This is a genomic window from Nitrosospira multiformis (assembly GCF_900111585.1).
In the GTDB taxonomy this organism is placed as follows: domain Bacteria; phylum Pseudomonadota; class Gammaproteobacteria; order Burkholderiales; family Nitrosomonadaceae; genus Nitrosospira; species Nitrosospira multiformis_B.
This window is the reverse complement of record NZ_FOHI01000007.1, coordinates 126346-146525: the sequence shown is the minus strand read 5'-3', so window position 1 is coordinate 146525 and position 20180 is coordinate 126346. Positions and strand designations below refer to the sequence as shown.

Below are 20180 nucleotides of genomic sequence, written 5' to 3'. Positions count from 1 at the left end.
TGTTGCCGGGGATAGACCGGGGATAGGATTGTGGATAAGTTTATTAAGTCTCTGTTTCAGCTAGATCTACTGGGATTGCTCAGATTTGTTGCAGCATTGTTTCAACTGCGCGAGGACAGAACGTGTTCTCCCGGACAACCTCGCGCGCATCGACTCGTCTTTATCTTCGAGCGGAACAACCCGTATAGATGGCGGAGCCTGTGACAGCAGGTCCAGCGCGAGTGATGACGCGATTGGAGACAGTCTCGATCCGAGTCAATCGGGTTGAGGAAAGTTATCGTGAGGTACTGGACGCCGTCATATGTCCCTGGGGATTTGCTGAAGCTGCAGGTGTACGGTCACCTGAACGGGGTGCGATTGAGGCATGATCGAGCGGGAAACGAGATGCAGCATAGAGTGATGTAGCCGGTAAACTGCGTTTGGCCGAACTACCAGACACTGCCGATTTTCGTCGGGATCATGGGTAAGCCATACTGGAGCGTAGAAGCTCCGGCGGATAATGGAGAATGATGAGGTTAAACAACGGCTTCGGAATCTGAAATATTACTGACTATAGCTTTTTCCCGCTCTTGTTTGGATTGAGTAATTCTGCAATGGACTACAGATGATGCCGTTTGTCCCTGACATAAAATCTTTAAGCAGATTGAATGTTTGATGCTTGCTTGCCCTTCGGGCCGTTCGTAATCTCAAATGTTACTTTTTGACCTTCCTGGAGCGTTTTGAATCCGGCGGTGTTTCCAAAGATGTTGATTGCGGAGAAGTGAGCGAATAAATCCTCATTGCCCTCATCAGAGGTAATAAAACCAAAACCTTTTGTTCCATTAAACCATTTTACTGTACCAGTTGCCATTTTTACCTCCTCAAAAAAGTAAGCGGAAACCCCGGAAACATGTCAGTCAAAAGAGAGATTACATGTGCAACGCGCTCAATTGTCCCCCCTGGACTCCGAATATAGGGGGCAGACTTGCTAAGAGGTCTAATGCTTTTGACGAAAGAGTAAAGCAGATGTTACGGCCTCTATTCTAGTAGCAGGCATGTTTCTTTTTTATGAACGTGAGCAATCTCCGCTTTCTGCTGCAGGGATTGAAAGAAAGCCTGAAGAAATTCGTGGATGCGCAGATTACGCAAGGTCGCTATGCAGCGTGAGCGAATACATATCCGATAGCATTACCCGTAACTTCACCGAATCGAGAGTGGCACGCACTTCCTCAGCGCCACGGTCTTCATGAAAGGACAGGATATAAACTTTCAATGTCTTGAAAGCCCTTCAAAAAAACCGCTGTGTTAGCGGGCGTCTTGAAAAGCCAGAGATCAGGTGGCAGTGCGCATTTCGCGGAGCCTGCGGCGCGGAAGTTTGCGAGTTTCATCTTCATAAGCTGCAAAAACAGTGGCCATGTCTAACTCTGACCTGGATTTTCCGGCAGAGCGAAGCTTTTTGTTAATGCCTCTTTCCAGCCAGCGATCAAACTCATCCGATGTATAACCGTATAGGTCGGTGTATCTTCGTTTCTTCATAACGTTTCTTCAGAGGTGAGAAAACATATCAGCTAAAAAAGCTCTCATTTCAGGGCCGGGTGGATTTTTACAATCTTTAAGGGGAGGAGTATGTTCGGTATCGTACCGAACATTCTACGTAATCAGGCTTGACGGTCCGTCTGGTGGAAACCAGTTGGCTGGCACCTTAGGCTCTGACCCACCGATAAGGCGGGGGATTGCGATCAGCAGAGTGAGAAGGAGGGTTAATGGGGGCTATGCCTACGCTGGGCCCCGTACTTTTTTTCCAGTGCACTACCGATTCAGGAAAACCCACGAGCTCTTCTTCGTACACATAGGGGGCTAAAGAACCATAAGTTTCTTTCGGATCGCAGGCTAGATTAGAAATAATGTTATTCATGCGCTCGATATAACCCTCTTTAGTCCTTATATACACAGCGTATTTAAACACTATTCACTCTTGTGCGGATTTGGTTTGCATATCGTACTGCGGGTTTGTTACGATATTTTTAAGGGCCTGGGAACTAGCTCATGAGAGACAGCCGAGATGATTTCTTAGGAATCAGTCTTCAGCAAGGGACAGTCTAAGAACATCGGTCTTCGTTTTTCTGGATCAACGAGGTTGATGGCTAAAATCCTGTTTTCGCACGTGCGAAAATCCCCTTGGGGTTCCCGTTCCTGCTTGTCACAGGCCACGCCACCGCTGGCTTGACCTGTCATGGCCTGTGAGCCTGCTGCAGTTCACTTGAACTCCCCTTCTGCCAGCAGGTCCAGCAGCTTTCCGCGACCACCCCTCAGCAAGCCCCGATCCCTCACGAGGGGACTTGTGGGGGATGGTCGCGGAAAGCTTCAGCTCCACTTATTGCCTATCTTTCTACCCTACCCATTTCCAACCCTTGCCCGTGAGGGCAAGAGTCATCTCCCCACTTCCGTCGCCCCCAGGGGCGAGGCAAGGAGAGTCCGAGCGAGAGGATCAGTTTTCAGAGCCTCTCTTTCTTCAAACTCATACGGGAGACTTTCATGAATCAAGCAGCGCAAGAATTACACGAGAAAAAGTGGCTTATCCGCTTTTCCTGCTCGGCCAGGTGATAGCAACAGGAGGAACGATGGGCATTGGCGATCTGTCATTGCTCAACCGCTGTCTCAACCGCCATATGCTTGGCGACTGGCTCTGTATTTGCGAAGAAGACGCGAAGATCAACAGCGAGGCAGTGAGGCGGGATGGCGCATCCTGCCCGCTTATCTTGTCGCCCCTGAATATCTGCAAGAAACCGGGAACCGGGATCGAGGAACTGGCTGCTTTGACTGTTTCGCAAGGCTGATTCACAACTTGGTTGTCGCGAGCAGATAAAGAAAGGCAAGAAATCCAGTAAATATAAATTGTTGCCGGAGGACGAAGGCTTGCTGCGTTGAATTTTCTAATAGCCGGGACGCCAACTGGCCATACCACCTGAAGAATACGCACAACTCAGCCTGGGCCAGATCTACTACCGGAAGATGCACGTCGGAGGGTTGGGCTACTACTACAACTGGAGGTCAAAGTGGGGGAAATAGGGAGAAGTACAATAGCTAATCATTGAGTAAAAATCTATGCTGGCTGGGGGCATGCCAACATTCCCACCATCCCGCATCTACGATCACCGTAAGACACGACCGAAGGAAGTTCGACATTCAAGGTGAGTTATTGATGGAACAAAATGGCAAGGATCATCCCCGAACTCGAGGATGTTGCTCATGTAGTTGTCACCTCTGCGCTCTTCTTGCGTCGCGATGACATTTACGGTCTACACATTCGAGGTCGTGGCAGGCCAGGAATGGATATTCCCGGTCGATGAAGACCATTTCGAGATGTTCTTCGCTATGAATGGAAAGGTTATCTCGAATTGGAATCCACCTGTCATGAAGATCAATCACGAGGAAAGGTTCTATTCCGACTTCCCTTGGCTGGGTGAGCATGTGCCGTTTTTGAGAAAGCCGGCGGTAGAGGCTCTAGGGCACATCTTGCTGAAGTATGGACAGCTTCTGCCCGTTCGAGGAGAAGAGGTTTGGCTCTTCAACGCAACGACCGCGCTCGACGCGCTTGATCATGAGCGCTCCCAGATCGTGTACTTCGATGACGGCAATATTCTGGCAATCGAACGCCATGTTTTCGACAGAGGCAGGATCGGAACGGCGGAGGTCTTCAAGCTCTCGATGAGGGCGTCACCCGTTTTTGTAACTGATAGTTTTGTCGAACAGGTACGAAGTGCCGGGCTTCGCGGCGTCTCTTTCAAGGCGTTGTGGAACTCCGCCGATCTTTGACCGCACTCATTGCGTAGCCATGGAATGGCTGCCTTCGCTTAGCGCCATTTGAGGATGCGGCGGCTCTGAAAACGCTTCAGTTCAATAATTGTTCATTAAACCAGTATCAAACCAAAATTGGTTTATTGCTCTCAGATCATCACGCCTTTTTGCTGAGTGGGTATCTCGAAATAATTTTCTTCGGATTGAAATACCATCGTGCCGATGAATAGGCTGACAATTGTGACAACGATACTCGCAAAAAAGGCAGTCCAGAATCCAGAAATCCTGAATCCGGGCACGAGTGCCGATACCAGCATCATCATAAGAGCATTGATAACCAGCAAAAAAAAGCCGAAGGTGATCAATGTCAGGGGGATGGTCAGAATGATGATGACTGGTTTCACGACAGCATTGACCAGGCCCAACAGCAAAGCGGATATGAGCAGGGATTTTTTACTGCTGAATGAAATCCCATGAAACATCAGGCACGCTACCCATAGCGAGAGCGATGTAACGCCCCAATGAGCCAGAAATGCCATCATGTTATCCAGCATTTTTCAGTCCTGATTTCCCTGGTCATATTTAATTGGTATATTAGCAGCTATGGACAGGCGGGCGCAGAGAGTTTCGCATGATAGTACATTTGCCTTCAGGGGTATCGGTAAATTTTACAGTGGTTTCACTATCGTTTGGGAAGAATGGCTCTTCAGGCGAGGCCAAGGGGATGGCACAGATCCTGCTTGTTTTTAAAGTATGGCGTTTAGGTATCGGCTCTGGTGTATTGCGCATCCCGCGGTATTTTCAGCTTCCACGGATATTGTAGGGTGGGGTGAACAGGATTATGATGCGGCGTCTTCGCCCCCAATCTAAATAAGGGATAAATCCGGGTAATCAATCGGCACGCAAGCGGATGAGATTCTTTCCGCTTTCATACTGAGCTGGAAGCGGAACAAAAATTTATTAGCCATGGACTGCGCCAGCGTTAAACAGGTATTAAAACGGAAAATTCGATGACCTCTTCTTCCGATATTCTTAATGCCCGGATTTTAGTGGTCGACGACCGGAAAGGTAATGTCGAGCTCCTTCACGGCATGCTTTCGAGCGCAGGTTATACTTCAATCGCCTGCACCATGAATCCCCGGGAAGTATGCGATCTTCATCGCACCAATCGGTACGATCTCATCCTCCTCGATCTGATGATGCCGGGAATGGATGGATTTCAGGTGATGGAATGTTTGAGAGAAATAGAATCGGAAGCGGGATATGAAAGCGGGTTTCAGGTTCAATCTCAAGGTGAGCGCACGGCTCTTCCCGTCCTGGTAATCACTGCCCAGCCGCAGCATAAGGAGAGAGCCTTGCAGGCAGGGGCCAAAGGTTTTATTACCAAGCCTTTTGACCGTCTGCAGATGTTGACCCATATTCATGACGTGCTTGAAATCAGGCAGCTGCAGAAACAGCTGCAGAAATTTGCTGTACGCAGTGAAGGCGTGCCAGAGGAGAAAATTTTTCCCCGGGAAACGGGAGATTTGTTTGATCAGCTTGCGGGTAATCTTCCCCAAGTGTTCTGGATCTGGGATGTCCATGACAAAACCTTTCGCTATATTAACCCTGAGTGGGAGAAAATGACAGGGCAGCGGGTTGGCCGGGGAGATAGGCTGGAAACGATTTTCGAACCTGTGCACCCGGAAGACATGGAACGTGTCCTGCGCGAAGCGGCAGATCTGCCGCTGGGGGGCGTGGACCATGATTACCGCTTGCTATTACCAGATATGTCGATACGCTGGGTCCATTTGCGCACTTTCCCGATCAAGGATTCAGCCGGCGTGCATCGAATCGTAGGCGTAATGGATGACATCACCCAGCGCAAGCAAGCTGATCAGCAGTTGCTGCAGGTTTCCCATTATGACGCGCTCACGCATCTTCCCAACCGTGTCCTGTTTTATGAGTCACTCCGCAAGGTAATCAAACAATCTGAAATGAATCATCGAATCGTTTCAGTATTGTTTCTCGATATCGATAACTTTAAAAATATAAATGATACGCTGGGTTTCGCACTGGGAGATGAACTGCTGCGTGAGTTCAGTCTTCGTTTGCTGGAATGCTTGCGTGTAACCGATATCGTCGCGCGCATCGGAGGAGATGAATTCGGTTGCATTCTTGTCAGTGCTGACGATTTGGGGAATGCAGGCTTGGTGGCAAGCAAGATCAGGGAAGCATTGCGCCAACCCTTCGATTTACAGGGTCACCAGGTCACGGTAACAGCGAGTATCGGAATCAGTGTGTACCCTATAGATTCGGTCGATGCCGATACGCTCGTAAAAAATGGGGATACTGCGATGTATCGGTCCAAGACAGCAGGCAGGGATACCTATCGCTTCTTTACACCGGAAATGAATGTCCGGGCCATCGAGAAACTCGATCAGGAAAATGCTTTGCGGAAGGCGCTTGATCGGGACGAGTTTGTCTTGCATTATCAGCCGAAGGTGGATCTCTCCGGCGGATGGGTCACCGGCATGGAAGCTCTCCTGAGATGGAAGCGGCCCGAACATGGCGTGGTGGGGCCGCTGGAATTCATTCCGGCACTCGAACAGACCGGATTGATAACCCAAGTCGGCGCTTGGGTTATAGAGAGCGTATGCAGACAGATTGCGGAGTGGCGGCATGCGGGGATAGGAGAAATCCCGGTTTCGGTCAATGTCTCGGGAAGACAGTTTTCGCGGGGCACCTTGAACCAGGATGTTATTCGGGCAACTCAGGCCAACGGCATCCAGCCCGCACTCCTCGAATTCGAATTGCAGACGGAAAGAGCATTGCGGGAAAACAGCATCGATTCCGATCTGCTGGAACTGGAGCTGACGGAAAGCTCTTTGATGACGCATGCAAAGAAGACAGTAAGTATTCTGCAGAGATTGAAGGTGCTCGGAATCCAGATCTCGATCGATGACTTCGGAACCGGTTATTCAAGCCTGTCATACGTAAAACGGTTTCCAATAGATGTGCTGAAGATCGACCGTTCTTTTATCCAGGAGATCACTACAAATTCCGCCGATGCCGCCATTACGACTGCAATCATCGATATGGCGCACAGCCTTCATGTGAGAGTGGTAGCGGAGGGTGTGGAAACCGCCGAACAATTTGATTTTCTGAAAGGAAGAGGGTGCGACGAAGTACAGGGTTTCTACTTGTCACCTCCGCTCCCGGCAAACGAAATATCCCAATTGCTATTGAGCGGAAATCGGCGACTTAAACCCACTCTATGCCGGCCCAATGCCGGCGAATCTGCCTGTAGTTCTTGAGATTGAATCTGGCAGATTTCTCCGTCACCTCCCGCTGGAATTTCAACATGCTTCGCATAGAGAATTTCCCAAGAATATGAGCTGTCGAGAGGACTTGAGGAACTCCTGAACAAATTCTCCGCAGGTACGGCGGATTTGTTCAGGGGTTCCTTAGCATCTGCATCGAGTGTTGCGACGGGCGCTAATCGCGCGCTACGCCCAAGCCGAGCGGAAGGAGAAAAGGAGAAGAGGGGATAATAAATTCGGGATCAGGACGGAGAGCATTACTGTTGGGGCCTGGAACGGGTAAAATATATACCCATGTCTTCTGTCACTTTCTTTTATCTCTCATAATTTCTCTTGTTCATGAGCATGCGCTTTGCCTGTTTGGGAAGTGGTTCGCAGGGCAACGCTCTGGTAGTCGAGGCGGGGAACACCCGGTTGTTACTGGATTGTGGTTTTACGCTCCGGGAAACCGTTATTCGCCTCACCCGACTTGGTCTCGAACCGGACACGATAGATGCGGTTGTCGTAACCCATGAGCATAGCGATCATATTTGCGGTGTTGCCCGGTTTGCACGCAAGTTCGGTATCCCTGTCTGGTTGACCCATGGCACGTTGCGCAGTGCGGGGAAAGCGTTGGGGAAACTGCCAGCAGTCAACATCATAGAAGGTTACCAGCGTTTTTCCATCGGGGACATTGAAGTAGAACCTTACCCGGTTCCGCATGATGCACAGGAACCTGCGCAATTCGTGTTTGGAAACGGTTCGCTGCGATTGGGCGTATTGACTGATACAGGTTGCTCGACTCCCCATATCGAAGTGGTCCTGAGTGACTGTGACGCTCTTGTGCTGGAATGCAACCATGATGCTCGGATGCTGGCAAACAGCGATTACCCGGAAAGCCTGAAGCGAAGGGTGGGAGGGCGTTTCGGTCATCTTGAGAATGCTGCTTCGGCAAGTCTTCTCGCCAGACTCAATTGCAACCGCCTGCAGCATGTCATAGCAGCCCATCTGAGCCAGAAGAACAATACACCTCTGCTTGTGCAGGGAATGCTGAGCGATGCTTTAAACTGCGAAGCAGCCTGGATTGGCGTAGCTACCCAGAGCGAGGGTTTTGAATGGCGCCAGTTGTTCTGACAGGAACAGCAAAACAGAAAACCAATAAAACAACAAAAAGCCGTCCTGGGACGGCTTCGTTTATTACGTTAAAAAGCGTTTTACTTTACTTGCCAGCTTCGCCGGAAGAAGTGTCGGATCCGACAGCAGGCTGATCCGGGGTTGAGGATTCTTGCGACATGATCTTCGAGTAGTTTTGCTTTTCCTGCTCGGGAAGCGCCTGGTTGGGTTTGCCACAAGCAGCCATTGTCAGTACTACTGTGGCAGCCAGGAGCGAAAGTCTTATCATTTATTCCCTCTTGATAGTTGATTATGAAATCAACATTCTACATCGGAATGCCTTTGTCCTTCAAGAGACAAGGAGAATAAGGAGGATAGGATCGCTGATGATCGGTGCGGGAGGTAGCAGGTCATCAGGCAAGTGCCGTTCGCCTGCTCCTGTCATCCGGGGATCTCGAGTATTTGGCAAAAAAAAAACCATCCGAAAGGATGGCTTTTTTTTGCCTGGGACCGAGGCTTAGTGTCCTTCCGGTATTGCGCTTTTTCCCTCTGGAAGGGGGTTGCCATTCCCGTCGAGTTTATGTCCAGGGAGAACAGCTTGGCCGGAGTATTCATCATCCGGGCTTGTGCCAGCGGCTGAAGCGGTTGAATCACCGGCTGGAGCAGCTGAACTCTTGTCGCCACCAGCGCCACGCTCTTGATCCAAAGTCGTACCCTCTTCAGTCCGGGTTCCATACGATGTCGAATTCGCAGGCAAAGCCTGTTCCGGTCTTTTACATGCGGAAAGAGCGAGTGCTGCCATCAAAGCTGCGGCGATAAGTGAAAGTTTCATTGTCGAGCGTCCTTAATAAAAATGAAATGATATGACGGGAATCATATTATATAGTAAAAAATTTCCGTTCAATCGAAATTTGCTATCTCAACATTGATCTGGCTGATTCGCAATTATTGACTGACGAAAATGCTTTGCCTTTTATGCTATTGCGTCGGAGCCTGCTTGGCGCCATCTCCGGTAGCTCCTGAAGCATTGCCCGGAGCTTCTTCCTTATCAAGTTCGCTGAAATCGGGTGCCGAATCGCGTTCAGCCATCGCGGAGGGAGGCGGTTTATCCATAGGATGTTTTTTGTATTCACAAGCAGACAGCGCAGCGGCTGCCACCATAATGGCAAGGAGTGAGTATTTCATTATTCAATCATCCTATAGAGTACAAAAACGATAGTGTAACAGAAGCGTTTGAGGATTCAAATCCCCTTGCTCCGGTCCTTCTCACCCTGTAACGGAGCCTAGGCTGGGTCATAAAAAAGAAAAGGCCGTCCCGGGGGACGGCCTTTTTTAAAGCTTGGTTAGGCGTATTGTTACTTTGCCTCGTCTTTCGGTGGTTCATCTTTCTTTGTCTCCGTCCCGGCACCTTCTTTCTGGGCCGCTTCAATATCCGCATCGCTAAGTTGCCCTTCACGTTTCTCCCAGAGGCTGGGTGGATATTGGCCGGGTTTTCCTTCTCCCGCCTTGTGCTCCTTCATTTGATCACATGCGGAAAATGTCAGTGTTACCAACGCGGCAGCGAGGAGCGAGTACTTCATTTTTTTAATCTCCTTATAAGGTTTTATAACAAATCATGGGTAAGTTACAAGAGCGTTTCGGCCATTCAAATCTGAGCGGACCACCAACTAGCAGCGCCTATCGTAATAGCAGAATTGCCATTACTTTAATAGCAGAATTAGGAAATATTGTCTAGTCGTTGTATTTTACGCCATTCCACTATATGTGGTTTTGGTTTCATTGAAGGTTGGTTGAGGTATCCATTTTTTACTGGAACGAGACTCGGAGAACCCGCGGATTGCATTTCTATTTCTTTATCCTGGGAGAAATGCTTAATGCCCAAGGATGGCCATATCCCTGGCAGAGGGGGCGCATAAAGGATGCGGATAACGTGAAAGTCGTTGATTTCGCTCTTTCATTAGGGCGAGAAGGTTGCGCTTGATTGCAATGCGCCTCATGTGGTCCTCGCGGCTGCTCCTGGAGGCGCCTTGATTGACTTCCATCTCCGCCAGTTGTGCTAGAGGAATCCGACTCTTTCCAATGAGATGGTGGGGGTAAGGTGATGGTGAGCCAGATGTTGCTCTCATCCAGTTGAGGCATGAATTCCGTTCCGATCAGCGGTCATGTACACAATGATCCTGTGAATCACTGTTTGCCTTCTCTGGCTTGCCGCTCTGTCTTTTGCTCGGCGCGCAGCATCAAGGCGCCGTTCACCACGAGCCGTTCACCCGGCTCTAGGCCGGAAAGGATGACCGCGCGGTCCTTGAGGCGCAGGCCTACTTTGACCCGGCGCAATTGATAGTGATAGTCCCCTGCGTTCACATATACCCAATCGGATTCATCCTCGACAAACAGGGCGTCCAGCGGAACGATGATCGATAAATCATCAATATTGCTCAGTACCGTGACGCGGGCAAACATCGCGGGCAAAAGCTTTCTTTCCAGATTGGGCACAATGCATCGCACTTTTACCGTTCGCGTGGTTTCATCCACCACCTTGCTGATATAGCCGACTGTCGCTTTAAATTCCTCTCCCGGATAGGCCGGAACTTCCAGCAACACCGTGGTGCCGACATGAATCAATCCGATATCCTTTTCAAAAATATCCATCTGGGCCCACAATTGATCCAGGTCGGAAATGACGAATAGGGGTGTGGGCAGATCGGGTCTTACTTCCATGCCGGGGTTGATATTTCGCTCGGTAACTATGCCTGAAATCGGCGAATGTAAAACGAAGCGGTTATCGAGGCGCAGATTATTCGCACCGAGATTGGCCAGTTTGAGGCGCGCCCGTTCTGCTTCACTGCGTGCATGGATCAATTTGTCCTCCATCAGCTCCCACTCCTTGCGCGGGGCGATGTCGTTGTCAAACAGCTCCTTCGTGCGCTCGTAGTTGAGTTTCGCCAGTTTGAGATCGGCTACCGCATCCCTGTAGGCGGATTGAGCCTGTCCCAGCTCCGGGCTGTCGATCTCTACCAAGGTGTCGCCACTGTGGATTTGATCGCCCAGCGCGGCAATTGCGCCTGTCACTCTGCCGGAAACAGGGGAGGAAATACGTGCGGTATTGCTCTCGTCGTAAACTATTTTGCCCGTGACGGGCTCCATCAGCGGGCGTTGGACTGATTCGAGGATTTTGTCCTTGATGTACGCGCGTTTCGGGGAATCGCCGCCAAGTATCACTTCATCATTCGTGGAGGTCTGCCTCGATTCTGGCGGCTCATGACTGGATCGACAGGCCGGTAGAAACAGGCTCAATAACCCGACGGCTAAACAGATAAGGTAACGGAATCCGGAATCCATGGATCTACTCACCTGTCAGTTGGTTTGATGATTTCAGGTTACTTCTTTTCTATTATCGATTCCTGGATTTCATCAATCTACCTCGGTATCTTCAACATAAACGTAACCATCGAGGTGCCACTGATATAGCAGCGCCTGTGTTTCGGCATCGATATCCCTCACCGGGGATAAGGCAAGGCGATCGGCCAGTTCTCCTAATATCCGTTGTGCGGTTTTTCCTACTTCATATACGTCTCCGTTTAGGAAAATCCTGTTTCCCCTGAAGAGCATGCGGCTTTTCAGATCCAGTTGCAATTTCCCTTTTCTTATCCGGCGCGCGAATTCCCGTTGGGATATCGGCTTCTGGGGAGGCGTAAAAAAAACGTGAGGTTTGGGTTCGGTTAAATACATACCGATAAACCGTTCCACTTCAACGTTGTCCCACTCGATTTTGTCGAGCGCCGCGTTGATCTGATCCAGCATCGCGGAACTGATTCGTCCGGGATGGGTTTGAATCCTGAGCTCCGGATCCTCGTAGATACCCGCTATTTCACAGCTATCCTGGAGATGAACGAGAAACTGCGTCGCGAGCTCCTGATAGGTGGGCGCGCGAAAACCGATGGAATAGGTCATGCAGGGTTCCACCGCAACCCCATCATGCGCGTAGCCGGGCGGCAAATACAGCATATCGCCCGGTTCCAGTACCCATTCCTGCTCTGGCCTGAAATCCTGCAGAATCTTGAGCGGCGCGGCGGCCACCAGCGTTCTGTCCTTCTGGCTCGATATCTGCCAGCGTCTGCGGCCTGTTCCTTGCAGCAGAAAAACATCGTAGGAGTCAAAGTGCGGCCCCACGCCTCCGTCTTCGGGAGCATAGCTGACCATCAGATCGTCGAGCCGGGAATGCGGAATGAAGTTGAATTTCAGCAGCAGTTCACGCGCCGCCGGGAGGAAGTGATTGACATCCTGCACCAGCAGAGTCCAGCCTTTCTGCGGCAGCCGTGCGAAAGCGCGAGGCGCGAAGGGACCATGCCTCACCTCCCACCGGCCGTTTCTGCGGGTAACCAGACGCGATTGCGCATCCTCCTGACAGGCCAGGTCGATAAGCTCATTGGCATCCAGCAGTCCTCTGAAATCCGGCAAGGCTTTGCGTATCAGCAAAGGTTTTTTCTGCCAATGATCCCGCAGGAAGTCGCTTGGCGAGATGCCGCCTAAAAGCTGGATTTTCGTCATGGGATCAGGTAACAACGACTGCACGACAGACAGAGGCAGGTGCAGTGGGGTAACGGTGCAATCATTTCGGACCTTCCCGGCGATAACCGGATGCAAGCCATTCTCTTATCTGCCACGCATGAACATCTTATCCAGATCAGTACGGCTGATCTCAAACCATGTCGGCCTGCCGTGATTACACTGGCCGGAACGTTCGGTAATTTCCATTTCCCGCAGCAGTGCATTCATTTCTGGAATGCTCAGGCTACGGTTAGCCCGAACCGCTCCGTGACAGGCCATGGTGGAGAGGAGTTCGTTTCGCCTGCCGACGAGTACCTGGCTCCCTCCAAATTCCCGGATTTCGTTCAACACGTCGCGTGCGAGCGTTACCACGTCGGCATCCTTGAGCGCGGCAGGTACGGCCCGTACCGCGAGCATCGCCGGTGAGAACGGGGAGATCTCGAATCCAATTTCACGCAGAACAGCGCTGTTTTCTTCTGCCGTAGCGATATCCTGGCTATCTGCCCGGAATGCGGCCGGAATCAGCAAGGGCTGCATGGAGAGCGTATGGTTGTCGAGTGCCGACTTGAGTTTCTCGTACAGGATGCGTTCGTGTGCGGCGTGCATATCCACGATAAGCAGGCCTCTTTCATTCTGCGACAGGATATAGACACCGAGAAGCTGCGCCAGCGCAAATCCCAAGGGCGGGATTTCCGGTTCCCGAATAGCCCCTTCCGGCTCCATGGAGGCAGATTGCCCATTGAACCCAGTCTGGCGAGCGCTGGCATCGGAACCGGAATCCGAACCGAAAAGTACCTGGTAGAACGCCTGCGGTTGAGCCGCTTTTATCTGAGGCAGCGCCGAGGCAAAAGGAATCGCGTCCTGCCGGGAATAAGCGGGAGGCGCACCGGACACTTCTCCGGCTGCCTTCCGGGTGAATTCAGGAAGTTTCCCGGCTACAGGTACTGCTGCTCCATTCGTCAGGTGTGGCATGGCCAGAGCCTTGTCAACCGTATGAAAGATGAATTGATGGAGCGCACGCGGGTCGCGGAATCTCACCTCCGTTTTGCTTGGATGCACGTTAACATCCACACCGCCACCATTTATTTCCAGGAATAGTACAAACGCCGGATGCCGATCCAGATGGAGGATGTCGCGATAGGCCTCGCGCAGGGCGTGGGCAACGAGTTTGTCACGCACGAAACGCCCATTGACGAAGAAATATTGGGCATCACCAGAAGACCGGCTGTAGGCAGGGAGTGCGGCTATGCCCCATAATCGTAGATCCGCTGCCTGATCATCGACGAATACCGAGGCCTGCCTGAATTCATCTCCTAATACTGCTGCAATGCGTAGTCTTGCATCCGCTGTCCGCAAATGGCTGCGTACAGTGCCATTGTGCTGCAAGGTGAAACCGACGCCAGGCCGTGACAGGGCAATACGCTTGAACACGCTCTCGCAATGCGCAAATTCGGTAGCTTCTGTTTTCAGAAATTTCCGCCGGGCGGGAGTGTTGAAGTAGAGATCGCGCATTTCCACGGCTGTTCCCTGGGCGAACGCAGCAGGCTCAGGCGGGGTGAGTCGTCCTGCTTCCGCCTCTATCCGCCAGGCGTGTTTATCTCCCGCACTGCGGCTTATTAGAGTCAGGCGGGAAACGGAAGCGATGCTTGCAAGCGCTTCGCCGCGAAAACCCAGACTGGGCACATTCTGCAAATCCTCCAGAGTCCTTATCTTGCTGGTGGCGTGGCGGGCAAGGGCAAGGGGCAGGTCTTCTCCGGAAATTCCCGCCCCATTGTCTGCCACCCGCACAAGCTTGACACCGCCCTGGAAAAGCTGCACCGTTACTTCGGTTGCCCCCGCATCGAGGCTGTTTTCCAGTAGTTCCTTAAGTGCCGAAGCGGGACGCTCAACGACTTCTCCTGCCGCAATCTGGCTGATGAGAAGATCGGGCAGTGGTTGGATTACATTCATGGCTGATCACGTTGGCAGAGCATTGCTTCATTATACTGCCCGGAGCCGGAAAGCCCTGAACAAGTCTCCGGCAGATTTTTGCCTGCTCCCTGTCCCGTGTGTCGCGTTGCCACGCTCCCCGTTCGCTTCAACTAAAGACGGCTGGCAAGGGGTGGCAGGAGAGGCGGACAAGCGGTTAACAGGAAGGTGAGGGGAGCGAAGAACCGACGAAAGGATCGGTGAAAAGGGAACGGTGAAACGCTGCTTCCGTTCGATACCATATGTGCCCTTATGTGCCTTATGCCCCCTATGCCCCCTATGGCCATTTAGCGTTTATGGACGTTCGGTCATGGCCGCCGCAACGGTTGCCCGGTCCAGATGGGGGGCAAACATTTCGATGAAATCATATACGTACTTGCGCAGATAACTGTTGCGGCTGATACCAATACGTGTCGTGCTGGGTTCGAACAGGTGGCTGGCGTCAATGGCTCTCAAATGCCTGTCGCGCGAAGGTTCAAACGCCATCTGCGCCAGTATCCCGATTCCCAGTCCCAGTTCCACATAGGTTTTAATGACGTCCGCATCAATCGCCGTGAGCACGACATTGGGGATCAGGCCTTTTGCATCGAATGCCTGATTGATCTTCGAGCGGCCCGTAAATGCAAAATCATAAGTGATGATCGGGTGCTCGGCGATTGCTTCCAGCGTCAATTCCTTGAGTTTGAGCAGCGGATGCCTGGGCGGAACAATTACACAGCGGTTCCACTGGTAGCAGGGCAGCATGACGAGTTCGCTGAATAGTTCGATTGCTTCCGTGGCAATCGCTATATCGGCCACTCCGGAGGTGACCAGTTCAGCGATCTGTGTCGGATTGCCCTGGCGTAAAACCAGTCGCACCTTGGGGTAGCGTGCAGTAAAATGCTGAATTGCGGAAGGCAGCGCATACCGCGCTTGTGTATGGGTCGTCGCGATCGTCAGAGAGCCGCTGGCTTCATTGGCAAATTCCTGCCCCACCTGCTTCAGGTTTTTTGCGTCTCTTAACATTCTTTCGGCAATTTCAAGAATCGCCCGGCCGGGTGGCGTAGTTTCAACCACCCGCTTGCCGTTCCGTACAAAGATATCCACCCCCAGTTCGTTTTCCAGCAGGCGGATCTGCTTGCTGATGCCGGGCTGGGAGGTATGGAGAATTTCCGCCGCCTTGGATAAGTTCAAGCCCTGGTTGGCGACTTCGCATAGATAACGTAATTGCTGCAATTTCATGAGTCGTGATCTAAATAATATTTGGTTATGTTAATCTAACATAATATTCTTTCACGATATATATGTTCATTGCTATTATCGCGTTTTCGATGCATCATGCGCGGTTTCCTGCTCCTCGCATGCGTAGGCGAAGCGGGGAGAGGTGATGGGATATGGCATACACAGTGGAATAGTGGAGGGTGTAAATGGGTTATCTGGATAACCTCGCAAATGACGGGGAAATAGCTTTGTACGATCAGTCGGTACAGGAGTACCGCGATCTGAAAATGGATGTTACACGCTTTACTGCCGGCCGCCTCCAAATGGGGATTTACGGCCAGCGGCAGGAAGGGGTCAACATGGTGCGTATCAAGCTGCCCGGCGGACGGGTATCCGCTCCGAAACTGAGAACGATCGCCTCCGCCCTGGAGAAATTCTCCCGGCACGATGTGGTCCATATCACCACGCGCCAGGATATCCAGATGCATTACGTGCCCCTGGAGCAGACACCGGCCACATTGCGCCACTTGGCGGAAGGGGGGTTGACCACCCGCGAGGCCTGCGGCAATACGATACGGAATATAACGACTTGTCCGCTTTCCGGGGTGTGTCCTCGCCAGCATACCGACGTCACCCATCACCTGGAGGGAACGGTGCGGCATATGCTGCGCAATCCTCTGACGCAGCAGATGCCGCGGAAGTTCAAGATCAGCTTGTCAGCGTGCGAGGCTGATTGTGCGCAGGGGATGATGCATGATCTCGGGGTCATCGCGGTACGCAATGGCAACCGTTTCGGCTTCAAGGTGGTTGCGGGCGGTGGGCTCGGACACAAGCCGCATGAAGCTATCGTTGTAGAAGAATTCATCGAGGAGAAGGACCTGCTAGCGGTGATGGAAGCAGTGATTCAACTGCACAACCGCTATTCGGATCGGACCAAACGCGCGAAATCGCGAATCAAGTTTCTGGTGGACAAATTCGGTCCTGAAGGGTTTGTCGAAAAATATCGCGAAGAGCTGGTGCGTACCAAATCGGCACTGGCAAACATTGATTACCCGAAAGGTGAATGGAGCCCCGGCAAGGATGGGGAGGCGCCGGGCATTGGCGCCCCGCGCCGTATTTTCCCGCAGAAACAGGCAGGCTACTATGTATTCCCCATCAGCGTGCCGATGGGCAACCTGAACGCAAGCCAATTGCGCGCCCTCGCCGATATCTGTGACACCTTCGAGTTGCCCGATATCCGCACCAGCCAGGATCAGAACATGTTCCTGTCAGACGTGCCCGAAGCCAAAATCGAGCCCCTGCGCGCTGCCCTTGCTGCATTGGGACTGGGAGTGCCGAAGGCGGGCGATGATGTGGTGGCCTGTCCGGGAACATCGACGTGCCGTTTGGGAATCACTTCCAGCACGATCGTGGGGCCTAAACTGAGCGGGGGTGAGCATGACCTGAAGATACGGGTATCAGGATGTCATAATGGCTGCGCGCAGCCGGAAGCGGGAGATATCGGCATCTACGGTGAAGGCAAGCGCATGCACGGCAAACTCGTGCCGCATTACCAGATGTATTTCGGCGGTAATGGGATGGCGCGCGGCGCGCTGGCGTTCAAAGGTCCATCGATACCGACAGCGCGTATCGAGGAGGCGGTGAAACGGGTGCAATCGGCTTTTTCAGCTACACGTGAGGCGGATGAGCCATTCTTTTCCTGGGCGCATCGGAAGGATAAAGCCTATTTCAATGATCTGCTGGCGGATCTGGTGGAGGTCAAGCCCGAACAAGTGGAATCTGTTCTACGCGATCATGGTCAGAAGGCTGATTTCAAGGTGTTGCAATTGGGCGGGGGTGAGTGTGCCGGCATAGTGCAGACAAGGACTGGTACGAGCTTTTTTGAAGCGGCACATGAGCGCAATTATCGGGATGCGCTCAAGTTTCAACTGAAATTTGCCGATTCTGTTGGGTGCGCCGAAGAGATTGCGCGCTTGCTCGCGCAAGGCACGCTGGAACTGATTGGCGGCGAGAAGCGCGACGATCTGTCGGGTTTAGCGGAGGAGTTCCGACGTTTGCTGCCCACCAAGCCGCAGCTGTCCCGGCAGTTGGCCAAATTTGCAGAAGATTTCGCGAGCCCTGCGGAAGAGTTGAATGACGCTCGCCTGACCGAGTGGTTTGCCGAATTGGATACATGGACGATGGAGGTCGCGCAGTTCTGCCTGGATTTCGACCGTGGGCTCGATCTGGAGGGTGCGCTGCCGAGGCCGCTTCCCGCGAAGTCCGCGTTGGGACGAGTGCCTTCATCGGCGACCGTCTGATTAACTCGATGAATGATTGGTTGGGAATAATTGGTTGAGGACATGAGCCTGGATCAAAAAATTGCAGAGGTGCGAACACTGCTTGAGAGAGTGCAGAAAGATTATTTGCCTGCCACTTTCGCAAACAGTTTCGGCGCTGAGGACATGGTGCTGACCGATCTCATTGCACGGCATTATCCGGATATCGAAATGTTCACATTGGATACTGGACGGCTTCCGCAGGAAACCTATGATCTCATGCAGCAGGTTACCGAGCGGTACGGCATCCGGATTCCAGTCTATTTTCCGGACGCTGCCGCAGTGGAAGCGTACGTGGCGCAGAACGGTCCCAATGCGTTTTACGACAGTGTGGATTTGCGCAAGAAATGTTGCCACATCCGCAAGGTCGAACCATTGAAACGCGCCTTGAGGGATAAGCGGGGATGGATTACTGGCCTGCGCCGGGATCAGGCGCCCACCCGGAAGGGGTTGGTCGAATCGGAGTTCGATGCCGAGAACGGCCTGCAAAAATTTAGCCCCTTGCTGGACTGGAGCCAGGCTGACGTGTGGACGTATCTCAAGCAGTTCGATGTGCCATACAACGCTCTGCACGACAAAGGTTACACGAGCATCGGGTGCGCTCCTTGCACTCGAGCCATTACCCCCGGTGAGGATGTTCGCGCGGGCCGTTGGTGGTGGGAGGATCCGGAAATCAAGGAATGTGGCCTGCACCCTGGCAAAAAACGCGGCCCCCATAATATCGCCAGCGCCACCACTGCCGATTTAGGCGTGGCAGTAAAGGATGTGGCTGTTTCAGATTGAATGCGGGGTCCCGGAGAGCGGGAATAAAAGACATCAGCGAGCACAGCAGGGATAGTAGAGACAAGGGAATTGCGTGGAGCGCCTCCTGAACTGAATGGGGATTGTTTGATGGACGTTATTTTGAATCAAATGGATGAACTTGCACCTGTTGCAGGACCGGTTGCAGGTCTTGTGATGAAGAATGAACCGGTGGTCATCAAGCGGCGTGTCGCGCGACAACTTAGCCACCTTGAAGCACTGGAAAGCGAAGCAATCCATATCATGCGCGAGGTCGCCGCCGAGTGTGCCAATCCAGCTCTACTCTTTTCCGGTGGCAAGGACTCGATTGTTCTTTTGCGTCTGGCGGAGAAGGCTTTTCGTCCAGGACGCTTCCCGTTTCCTTTGATGCATGTCGATACCGGCCATAATTTTCCGGAAGTGATCGAGTTTCGTGACCGCCGTGTCAAACAGCTCGGTGAGCGCTTAATTGTTGCCAGCATGGAAGACTCGATCAAGCAGGGAAGGGTGGTGCTGCGCTCAGAAAATCAGAGCCGTAATCCCTTTCAATCCGTGACGCTGCTGGATGCCATCGCCGAACACGGTTTCGATGCGTGTATTGGCGGCGCCCGGCGCGATGAGGAGAAAGCTCGGGCAAAGGAACGCATATTCTCCTTCCGGGATGAATTCGGTCAATGGGATCCGAAGAATCAGCGCCCGGAATTATGGGATCTTTACAATGCAAGAGTTCATCCGGGAGAAAATATTCGCGTATTTCCCATCAGCAACTGGACGGAACTCGATGTGTGGGAATACATTTCACGCGAGGGGCTGGAGGTGCCGCATATCTATTTCGCCCATAGGCGCGATGTCATCCGGCGCGGCAGCGGTCTTTTGCCGATATCTCACCTGGTTCAGCCAAAGGAAGGGGAAAAGGTTGAAAATCTCATGGTGCGCTTCCGGACGGTGGGTGACATGAGCTGTACCTGCCCAGTGGAGTCGGCAGCGGTCGGGATTGGGGAAATCATTGCAGAGACGGCGATTACACGAATTACTGAGCGGGGTGCAACGCGCATGGACGACCAGACATCGGAGGCTTCCATGGAGTTGCGCAAGAGAGAAGGATATTTCTGAGAGGCCTTGCCATCTCCCGGCGACTCCGGTTTTCCTTTTTAAGATGACAACTTCGGAAAGCAGGTAATCTCCGATCTTGTTC

General features: G+C 52.3%; 17 protein-coding genes. 7 read left to right on the top strand and 10 right to left on the bottom strand.

What is annotated here, in order from left to right; all coding sequences use genetic code 11:
- Positions 1 to 634: 634 nt before the first annotated feature.
- Entirely contained in the window at positions 635 to 850 is a 216-nt protein-coding gene (locus BMW46_RS11595) for a cold-shock protein (protein ID WP_074708718.1), read from the bottom strand.
- A gap of 1699 nt (positions 851 to 2549) precedes the next feature.
- Between BMW46_RS11595 and BMW46_RS11585 the strand changes: the two genes are divergently transcribed.
- Both BMW46_RS11585 and BMW46_RS11580 read left to right on the top strand, forming a co-directional pair.
- A complete protein-coding gene (locus tag BMW46_RS11585) occupies positions 2550 to 2816 on the top strand; it encodes a hypothetical protein (protein ID WP_074708714.1) in 267 nt (88 codons plus the stop codon).
- 448 nt (positions 2817 to 3264) lie between these two features.
- The gene (locus tag BMW46_RS11580; protein WP_074708712.1) at positions 3265 to 3795 is read left to right on the top strand and encodes an imm11 family protein; all 531 of its coding nucleotides are present in this window, start codon (positions 3265 to 3267) and stop codon (positions 3793 to 3795) included.
- Positions 3796 to 3926: 131 nt separating this feature from the next.
- On the opposite strand, the gene BMW46_RS11575 is transcribed toward BMW46_RS11580, so the two are convergent.
- The gene (locus BMW46_RS11575; protein WP_074708710.1) at positions 3927 to 4331 is read right to left on the bottom strand and encodes a phage holin family protein; all 405 of its coding nucleotides are present in this window, start codon (positions 4329 to 4331) and stop codon (positions 3927 to 3929) included.
- A 456-nt stretch (positions 4332 to 4787) separates the two neighbouring features.
- Between BMW46_RS11575 and BMW46_RS11570 the strand changes: the two genes are divergently transcribed.
- Positions 4788 to 7073 (top strand): EAL domain-containing response regulator, encoded by a 2286-nt coding sequence (locus tag BMW46_RS11570; protein ID WP_074708708.1) that lies wholly within the window; start codon positions 4788 to 4790, stop codon positions 7071 to 7073.
- A gap of 351 nt (positions 7074 to 7424) precedes the next feature.
- Entirely contained in the window at positions 7425 to 8192 is a 768-nt protein-coding gene (locus BMW46_RS11565) for an MBL fold metallo-hydrolase (RefSeq protein ID WP_074708706.1), read from the top strand.
- An 85-nt stretch (positions 8193 to 8277) separates the two neighbouring features.
- On the opposite strand, the gene BMW46_RS11560 is transcribed toward BMW46_RS11565, so the two are convergent.
- The 8 genes from BMW46_RS11560 to cysB all read right to left on the bottom strand — a co-directional run bounded on the left by BMW46_RS11560 (position 8278) and on the right by cysB (position 15908).
- The gene (locus tag BMW46_RS11560) at positions 8278 to 8460 is read right to left on the bottom strand and encodes a hypothetical protein (protein ID WP_074708704.1); all 183 of its coding nucleotides are present in this window, start codon (positions 8458 to 8460) and stop codon (positions 8278 to 8280) included.
- A 228-nt stretch (positions 8461 to 8688) separates the two neighbouring features.
- Positions 8689 to 9003 (bottom strand): hypothetical protein, encoded by a 315-nt coding sequence (locus BMW46_RS11555; RefSeq protein WP_074708702.1) that lies wholly within the window; start codon positions 9001 to 9003, stop codon positions 8689 to 8691.
- 146 nt (positions 9004 to 9149) lie between these two features.
- Positions 9150 to 9356, bottom strand: coding sequence for a hypothetical protein (locus tag BMW46_RS11550; RefSeq protein WP_256377050.1), 207 nt, complete (start codon positions 9354 to 9356; stop codon positions 9150 to 9152).
- 170 nt (positions 9357 to 9526) lie between these two features.
- Positions 9527 to 9751 (bottom strand): hypothetical protein, encoded by a 225-nt coding sequence (locus BMW46_RS11545; protein WP_074708697.1) that lies wholly within the window; start codon positions 9749 to 9751, stop codon positions 9527 to 9529.
- Positions 9752 to 10355: 604 nt separating this feature from the next.
- Positions 10356 to 11510: an efflux RND transporter periplasmic adaptor subunit gene (locus BMW46_RS11540; RefSeq protein ID WP_074708696.1), complete on the bottom strand. Its 1155-nt coding sequence runs from the start codon at positions 11508 to 11510 to the stop codon at positions 10356 to 10358.
- Positions 11511 to 11582: 72 nt separating this feature from the next.
- A complete protein-coding gene (locus tag BMW46_RS11535) occupies positions 11583 to 12815 on the bottom strand; it encodes a cupin domain-containing protein (protein WP_371113507.1) in 1233 nt (410 codons plus the stop codon).
- Positions 12816 to 12824: 9 nt separating this feature from the next.
- Positions 12825 to 14669 (bottom strand): DNA mismatch repair endonuclease MutL, encoded by a 1845-nt coding sequence (gene mutL / locus BMW46_RS11530; RefSeq protein ID WP_074708692.1) that lies wholly within the window; start codon positions 14667 to 14669, stop codon positions 12825 to 12827.
- Between the two features lie 312 nt (positions 14670 to 14981).
- The gene (cysB, locus tag BMW46_RS11525; protein WP_074708690.1) at positions 14982 to 15908 is read right to left on the bottom strand and encodes an HTH-type transcriptional regulator CysB; all 927 of its coding nucleotides are present in this window, start codon (positions 15906 to 15908) and stop codon (positions 14982 to 14984) included.
- A gap of 185 nt (positions 15909 to 16093) precedes the next feature.
- Between cysB and BMW46_RS11520 the strand changes: the two genes are divergently transcribed.
- From BMW46_RS11520 to cysD, 3 genes are all read left to right on the top strand, one after another.
- On the top strand, positions 16094 to 18187 hold the full coding sequence (locus tag BMW46_RS11520) for a nitrite/sulfite reductase (RefSeq protein WP_074708688.1): 2094 nt from the start codon (positions 16094 to 16096) through the stop codon (positions 18185 to 18187).
- A gap of 42 nt (positions 18188 to 18229) precedes the next feature.
- The gene (locus BMW46_RS11515) at positions 18230 to 18988 is read left to right on the top strand and encodes a phosphoadenylyl-sulfate reductase (protein ID WP_074708686.1); all 759 of its coding nucleotides are present in this window, start codon (positions 18230 to 18232) and stop codon (positions 18986 to 18988) included.
- A 174-nt stretch (positions 18989 to 19162) separates the two neighbouring features.
- Entirely contained in the window at positions 19163 to 20098 is a 936-nt protein-coding gene (gene cysD / locus BMW46_RS11510) for a sulfate adenylyltransferase subunit CysD (protein WP_074708831.1), read from the top strand.
- Positions 20099 to 20180: the final 82 nt, after the last annotated feature.